Source organism: Pseudoalteromonas sp. 2CM39R, from assembly GCF_023161845.1.
Genome location: NZ_JALNTM010000053.1, coordinates 1 through 7,497 on the forward strand (window position 1 = coordinate 1; position 7,497 = coordinate 7,497).

Annotated in this window: 3 protein-coding genes; all 3 read left to right on the forward strand. The window is 41.8% G+C overall.

Going from position 1 to position 7,497, the window contains the following annotated elements; all coding sequences use genetic code 11:
• The first annotated feature begins 263 nt into the window (after positions 1 to 263).
• The 3 genes from MTF66_RS38270 (at position 264) to MTF66_RS38280 (ending at position 7,417) form a co-directional block, all read left to right on the forward strand.
• Positions 264 to 3,017 carry a prolyl oligopeptidase family serine peptidase gene (locus MTF66_RS38270; RefSeq protein WP_248530339.1) on the forward strand — a complete coding sequence of 918 codons (2,754 nt, stop codon included), beginning with the start codon at positions 264 to 266 and terminating at the stop codon, positions 3,015 to 3,017.
• Positions 3,018 to 3,206: 189 nt separating this feature from the next.
• The gene (katG, locus tag MTF66_RS38275; protein ID WP_248530340.1) at positions 3,207 to 5,420 is read left to right on the forward strand and encodes a catalase/peroxidase HPI; all 2,214 of its coding nucleotides are present in this window, start codon (positions 3,207 to 3,209) and stop codon (positions 5,418 to 5,420) included.
• A 299-nt stretch (positions 5,421 to 5,719) separates the two neighbouring features.
• The gene (locus MTF66_RS38280; RefSeq protein WP_248530341.1) at positions 5,720 to 7,417 is read left to right on the forward strand and encodes a diguanylate cyclase; all 1,698 of its coding nucleotides are present in this window, start codon (positions 5,720 to 5,722) and stop codon (positions 7,415 to 7,417) included.
• The last annotated feature ends 80 nt before the right edge of the window (positions 7,418 to 7,497 follow it).

Sequence of the window (7,497 nt, forward strand, 5' to 3'; positions counted from 1 at the left end):
TTCCCCTTTCTAACTTTCCCCTTTCTAACTTTCCCCTTTCTAACTTTCCCCTTTCTAACTTTCCCCTTTCTAACTTTCCCCTCGAAACTTTCCCCTCGAAACTTTCCCCTCGAAACTTTCCCCTCGAAACTTTCCCCTCGAAACTTTCCCCTAGCAACTTTCCCCTTCCACCTCCCCAAACACGCCACTTATCGTATCTACTCGAATTGTTTATTAAAAACGCTACACTGGGTGCATCAGTTTAAAAACAACGAGAAAGATGAATGAAAGCGCAATTATCACTTTTGAGCTTAGCCTTGGTGACAAGCCTTGGTAGTGCACAGGTTAGTGCGAAAGAAGCTCTGCAATTTAAAGACGTGTTTGATTTTAAATACGCAAAAGGCACCCAACTTTCTGAAGATGGCCAAATTCTTAGCTTTAGTGCCGACCCTTATCGCGGTAATGCACAAGGTCAGGTTTATACATTAAACAACAACACCCTGCTAACTAGCGTTGAGCGCGGTACTCGCCCAACTATTAATAAAGCAGCAAACTGGGTAGCTTTTACTCAGGTACCTACCCTACTTGAAAAAGAAACTACCAAGAAAAAAGACCAGCTAAAAAACAACCTTGTTTTAGTGAATACTAAAAATGGTGAGCAACAAACCTTTAACGATGTAAAAGACTATGCGTTATCAGATGATGGTGTATGGCTTGCTTACCGACTAGATAAGAAAGCAGATAAAAAAGACGGCGAAGAAAAAGACGAAAACAGCAGCGAAATCAAGCCAGACAAAAAAGATAAAAGCTTTGATTTAGTGCTTGTTAACCTTCAAGACAAAACCACTCACACTGTAGATAATGTATTTAGTTATGCAATGAGTAGCACTGGCGAGCAATTATTAGCAAGCCAAAGCTACAGTGATGGTGCCGACAACCAAGTTGTATTAGTTGCGCTTAATAATGACTTTACAACTAGTGTGTTGATTGATGAGCCGGGTGTGGTGGCAAATAAAATAGCTTGGCAACCAAACAGCAATACCGCAGCGCTATTAATTGGTAATTACGTTAATGATGATACACGCCGTCGTGACCACAGCTTACAGCTTTTACAAAATGGGGCACTTTCAACCATTAACTCTGCAGATAGCAGCTGGACTATTGGCAAAACAGCATCGCTAAAATGGTCTGAAGATGGTGCTCGTTTATACTTTGAAAACCACCCTAAACTCGCCGCAAAAGTTGTTGCAAAAGAATACAAAGATGAAGCCTCTTTATATGATTTCGATACCATTCGCGACCAAAAGGGCCTTAACGTTTGGCACAATAAAGACGCTGAAATTAAGCCACGCGAAGAGCAGCAATGGAACAAAGCAAATAAGCTTCGTCATTACCAAGCGGTATATCATGTAAATGGTCAGCAAGTTGTGCAGTTAAGCACGCCAAATATGCCTGAGGTTTCACTCAATACTCATCGCGAAGCGCTATTAGGCTATTCAGACCGACCTTACCTAGAACGTATTATGTATGGCGGCTTTTACGCAGATTACTTCAGTGTTGATGTTAAAACCGGTAAACAAACCGCTATTGTCAGCGACTATCCGTTTAGACCAAGCCTTGCGCCTAATGGTCAATTTGCGGCATTTTTCCAAGACAGCCAAGTACAGCTTAAAGATTTAGGTAACAACAAGGTTTCTACCTTATCTAAAGCAATTAACGCTATTTTTGCTGATGATAAACATGACTACCCATCGCCTCAGCCGGGTTATGGTTTTGCAGGCTGGTTAAACGACAGCAGCCAAGTACTGGTTTACAGTAAATTTGATATTTGGGCTTTTGATGTCGCAACTAAAAAAGCAACCCGTTTAACTCAAGGTAAAGAAACCAATACCCAATATCGTGTTATTAAACTTGATAAAGACCAAGTGGGCTTTGCCAAAGACGAAACATTATTGCTAAGTGCAAAGAACCTGCAAGATAAGCAAACTGAAATTGCCAAACTTGACTTATCAAGCAATAAAGTGAGCAAAGTACTTTCAGGTAAAAAGCGCTATGATGTGGTGAAAAAGGCGAAAAATGCCGACAAATACCTATTTACTGCGCAAACATATCAGCAATTTCCTGATTACTACCAAACTGACTTTAGCTTTAAAAAGCCACAGCGTGTTACCAACCTAAACCCACAAATTAGCAACTTTGCATGGGGCCAAAAGCCTGAGCTTATTAGCTACAAAGGGTTTGATGGGGAAGATTTACAAGGCGTATTGATCAAACCTGCGGGCTACAAAAAAGGCGATAAGGTTCCAGTAGTTGTGTACTTCTACCGCTATATGAGCCAACGCATGTATGACTTCCCAAAAATGGAGTTAAATCATCGTCCTAACTTCCCGATGTTTACCTCAAATGGTTATGCGATTTTCTTACCTGATATCCGTTTTGAAATTGGTCATCCGGGTAAATCGTCAACTCAAACGATGATCAACGCAACTCAAAAGTTAATTGATTTAGGCATTGCTGATCCAGATAAAATTGGTTTACAAGGTCACTCATGGGCAGGCTACCAAAGTGCCTTTATGATCACTCAAACAGATATGTTTAAGGCGGTTGTATCGGGTGCGCCAGTATCTAACATGACCAGTGCTTATAGTGGTATTCGCTTAAAATCAGGCCTTGCGCGTCAGTTCCAATACGAAACAGGTCAAAGCCGCATTGGTAAAACGTTATTCGAAGCGCCAGAGCTATACATCGAAAATTCACCAGTGTTCTTCGCCGATAAGGTGAATACTCCAATTCTGATTATGTTTGGCGACAAAGATGATGCTGTGCCATGGCACGAAGGTGTTCAATACTACCTAGCGCTTCGTCGTGCGGGTAAAGATGCCACCTTCTTACAATACGAAGGTGAACCACATCACCTGAAGAAATTCCCTAACCAAGTGGATTTCTCAGTACGCATGATGGAATATTTTGATCATTACTTAAAAGGCAAACCAGCCGCTGAGTGGATCAAAAACGGCATCCCTTTTATTGAAGAATAAGCAACAAGCTAAATTTAAGCTTACTGCACACCTCCCCCAGAGCCAGCATTTTTGCTGGCTTTGTTCTATAAAATCAATCAAACCATCTATTTTTTCGATTTTATCAATCGATTTAAACCCCAGTTTGTAAGTGGAAAGTTAACCAGAACAAATCTATATTTCACCCAACTTCTAACTGGAGACTACACAATGTTTAAGAAATCAACGTCAGCTTTGTCTAAAGTAGCTGTTGCGGTATCACTGTTGGTGGCAACAGGCGTACAAGCTACAAACGACATCAAATCAAACCAATTCTGGTGGCCAGAGCAATTAGATCTTAGCCAACTTCGTGCCCATGGCGCAGAGTCTGATCCTATGGGTCCTTACTTTGATTACAAAAAAGAATTCTTAAAGTTAGACCTAAACGCAGTGAAAGCTGATATTGAGAAAGTATTGACTGATTCTCAAGATTGGTGGCCTGCTGACTACGGTCACTATGGTCCGTTCTTCATCCGTATGGCGTGGCACGCATCAGGTACTTACCGTACTTTTGATGGTCGTGGTGGCGCAGGCGGTGGTCAACAACGTTTCGACCCATTAAACAGCTGGCCTGATAACGCGAACCTTGATAAGGCGCGTCGTTTACTTTGGCCTATAAAACAAAAATACGGTCGCAGCATTTCTTGGGCTGACTTAATGGCGTTAACAGGTAACGTTGCACTTGAATCAATGGGCTTCAAAACCTTCGGTTATGCCGGTGGTCGTGAAGACGATTGGGAACCAGATTACGTATACTGGGGCCCTGAAGGCAAAATGTTAACTGACGAACGTCGTGATAAAAAAGGCAAACTTAAAGGCCCATTAGCGGCAGTTGAGATGGGCTTAATCTATGTAAACCCAGAAGGCCCTCACGGTAACCCTGATCCACTTCTAGCAGCAGAAGACATTCGTTTATCATTCGGCCGCATGGCAATGAACGATGAAGAAATCGTTGCGCTAATCGCCGGTGGTCACAGCTTTGGTAAAGCACACGGTGCGAAAAAAACGACGTGTTTAGACAAAGAGCCAGCAGCAGCAGGTATTGAAGAGCAAGGTTTAGGTTGGAAAAACAAATGTGGTAAAGGTCACTCTGAAGATACCATCACTTCAGGTCTTGAAGGTGCGTGGACAGTGACACCAACACGTTGGTCAATCAACTACCTACAAAACTTATTCAGCTTTGAGTGGGTTAAAACTAAGAGCCCTGCAGGTGCGACTCAGTGGATCCCTGAAAATGGTCAAGCGTCTAACCTAGTGCCTGATGCGCACATTAAAGGTAAGCGTCATGCGCCTATCATGTTCACAACTGATATCGCGTTAAAAGCAGATCCTGAGTTCCGTAAGATTTCAGAGCGTTTCTTAAACGACCCGAAAGAGTTCGAACTAGCATTTGCTAAAGCATGGTTCAAACTAAACCACCGCGATATGGGCCCACGTGCTCGTTACCTAGGTGACTTAGTGCCAGAAGAAGTATTAATTTGGCAAGACTACATCCCTGCGGTTGACCACAAACTAGTAGACAGCAAAGATATCGCGTCACTTAAAGCTAGCATCTTAGATTCTGGTTTATCTGTATCTGAACTAGTTCGTGTTGCTTGGGCTTCAGCAGCAAGCTACCGCGACACAGATATGCGTGGTGGTGCAAACGGTGCACGTATTCGCTTTGCTCCGCAAAAAGATTGGCCGGTAAACAACCCGAAAGAAGTGGCTAAAGTACTTAGCAAACTTGAGAAAATCCAAACTAAGTTCAACAAAAAAGCATCTGGCGGTAAAGAAATTTCACTAGCAGATATGATTGTTCTTGGTGGTGCTGCTGCAATTGAAAAAGCAGCAAGCGACGCGGGTTTCTCTATCGCAGTACCATTCAAGCCAGGCCGTATGGACGCGTCATTAGAAATGACTGACGTTGAATCATTTGAAGTACTTGAGCCAACAGCAGATGCGTTCCGTAACTACTACAGCTCAGCTTGGAAATCACCGGCTGAAATGTTAGTTGAACGCGCTGATTTACTAAGCTTATCAGTACCAGAAATGACTGCACTACTAGGTGGTATGCGTGCCCTTAACGCGAATACTGACCAAACTAAACACGGTGTATTCACGAAAAAACCTGGCACATTAAGCAACGATTTCTTCGTTAACCTATTAGATATGTCAACGAAGTGGTCTAAGTCTTCTGAAGAAGGTGTTTACGAAGGCCGTGACCGTAAGTCAGGCAAACTTAAATGGACAGCAACACCAGTAGATTTAATCTTCGGTTCAAACTCAGAGCTACGTTCAATTGCTGAAGTGTATGCCTCTGACGATGCTAAACAAAAGTTCGTTGATGACTTCGTAGCAGCATGGACTAAAGTGATGACGCTAGATCGTTTCGACTTACGTTAATTCAATATCAATCGTGTTAAGTTATTAAGCATTTATAGCGACAGAAAAATAGAGTGATAACAAGGCGTAAATTTTGACACGTAGTTATTCTACTTAAAAAAATTATAACGCAGTTAGCGCTTTATTTAGCTCGCTAGAAGGATTAAATGTTTAAGTCGATTGATATCATATTTCGCAACCAACAAAGCCGCTAAATTAGCGGCTTTTTTTATTTTCGTTGATAATTTACTCGACAAAGCAGCGGTTTACGTTAAAAATAAAACTTTATCATTATATTTATTTGGATACAGGCATTAGGGATGATTGCGCGCTTTTTACTGCTTTTTATTTTCTACTCATTATGCCTAAGCATAACTAGCCAAAGCCGTGCCGATAATTCCCCGATTGTTAATATCGATCAACGTAGCGTTGACCTCACTCAATTTGCTATGAGCTATTTTATTGATAGCACAGGCACTATGCCTCTTTCACAAGTTCAGCAGCAAAATTTTATCAACAGTCAAAACGAGCTTACTTTAGGCACCAACGCTAAAACGACGTGGTCAAAAATAGTTATAAAAAATAGCTACAGCGATACCCTACGCTTATTTGTGCATAACCCAGATGCCTATCATTTAGAAGAAGTCAGCTTTTACGAAACACAATCAGGACAACTGATAAACCAATCGGTTATTCAACTTGATAAAACAGGGCCTAAAGCCAACATGTTTGGTGGCAGTGCCGTGTTTTCGTTTTATATTGCTCCTAACCAGCAAAAAGCAATTTATATAAAAAGCGTGACCTTTTCACATCAGTGGTTTGCATTAGCTATTTTTGATGAAGAGCATTCAAAGCGAGCCCTTGTCGGGAATGGTAATTACATTGCGCTACTTGTCGGGATGATGTTAGCGCTGATGATTTATAACTTCTTCTTATATTTATCGGCACGTAAAATCGAAAACATTGTTTACGCCTTGTATCTTATCTCTGGCACGGTTTGGGTGGCGCTATCTTATGGTGTTGCTGCTAACTTCTTTGGTATTTTTAGTGCCGAGCTACTACAGCTCAATTCTAACTTACTGAGCATGCCAAGCTTTTTAGTGATTTTTGTAATGCTCATTTTCGAAACCAAAAAGCATTACCCTAAAGAGCATATCGCGCTGTCGATTATTTTGTTCTTACTGGTAGCTGACTTTATCTATAGCTTGTTCGATATTGTAGGTGCCTTAAAACCTGCTAGCAGCTTAGCAGCTTTAATGATGACGGTGACATTTGGGGTATCTATTTCGCTGTGGCGCAAAGGTAATACGCTGGCAAAATACTTTTTGCTCGGCCACTCTATGTTCGTTATTTTTAATATGCTGGCGGTGCTTTATTACAAAGGGATCAGCGACGCAAACGTGATTAATAGCCACGGTGTTGGCATAGGTATTTTGCTCGAAGCGTTAATGATGGCGTTTATTCTTTCTTATCGAATTAAGAGCCTCGAAAAAATTAAAGCACAGCAAACTGAGCTCAACCGCCTAGTCGATACAGATCCTATGACAGGCCTTTACAACCGCCGTTACTTTGACAGAAAAAGTGAAGAACTCATTGCTGCTAAGGCAAGCAATCAGCAAGAGTTAACCCTCCTAATTGCTGATCTCGACCACTTCAAAAACATTAACGACACATATGGTCACGATGTTGGCGATAAAGTCATTATCGCATTTGCCAACATACTCACCTCAGAGCAAGGCCTTGCTGATATAGCCTGCCGTTACGGCGGCGAAGAGTTCGTGTTACTACTCAATTGTAACCTACTTGATGCCAAGCAAGTTGCCGAGCGAATTCGCCAAAAAGCCCAAGAAACCTATATCACCATTGATGAAGTACAAACCGTGCAATTTACCGTGAGTATTGGTGTACATAGCGTTGGCCATGCCTCAACAACGGTGAAAGAAACCCTCACCATTGCCGACAAAGCATTGTATAAAGCAAAAAGTAACGGCCGTAATTGTGTTGAAGTGGCTGCTTAGAGAAAAAGCTATCAGCTATCAGCTATCAGCTATCAGCTATCAGCTATCAGCTATCAGCTATCAGCTATCAGCTATCAGCT

Bases quoted from the DNA above. Each gene is read 5' to 3' on its own strand.
- MTF66_RS38270 (WP_248530339.1), top strand. From the start codon at position 264: ATGAAAGCGCAATTATCACTTTTGAGCTTAGCCTTGGTGACAAGCCTT.
- katG (WP_248530340.1), top strand. From the start codon at position 3,207: ATGTTTAAGAAATCAACGTCAGCTTTGTCTAAAGTAGCTGTTGCGGTA.
- MTF66_RS38280 (WP_248530341.1), top strand. From the start codon at position 5,720: ATGATTGCGCGCTTTTTACTGCTTTTTATTTTCTACTCATTATGCCTA.